Source organism: Vibrio sp. 10N.222.52.B7 (genome assembly GCF_041474275.1).
In the GTDB taxonomy this organism is placed as follows: Bacteria; Pseudomonadota; Gammaproteobacteria; order Enterobacterales; family Vibrionaceae; genus Vibrio; species Vibrio crassostreae_C.
In genome coordinates this window covers 1-292 of the sequence record NZ_JBFRTU010000328.1, presented here as the reverse complement: position 1 = coordinate 292, position 292 = coordinate 1, and the positions used below count along the sequence as shown (strand labels likewise).

The 292-nt window shown below is 45.9% G+C and carries 1 protein-coding gene; it reads right to left on the bottom strand.

All coding sequences use genetic code 11. The features are described from left to right. Positions 1-292 (bottom strand): molybdopterin-dependent oxidoreductase (locus AB4512_RS23060; RefSeq protein WP_372175850.1); only part of this gene is annotated, 292 nt, incomplete at both ends.

Sequence of the window (292 nt, the reverse complement as noted above, 5' to 3'; positions counted from 1 at the left end):
GTCTGCAAATACATCGAAGTCATTACGCGCTTCACCTTGAGGTTCAACCGCTTTCTTCATTGGGACTAGATGTTGATTACTGTAGTCACCGGTCATCGTCATATCATTACGTTCAAATGACGTAGTAATTGGCAACACAATATCGGCGTGTTTAGCCGCGGCTGTCCAGTAGATCTCAGAAATAACCACTAGTTCAGGTTTTTGCCACGCTTTGATCAGGCGGTTTGTATCTTGGTGATGAGTAAAGTTACCACCGCCCGCCCACCAAATCATTTTCAGGTCAGGGAACGTC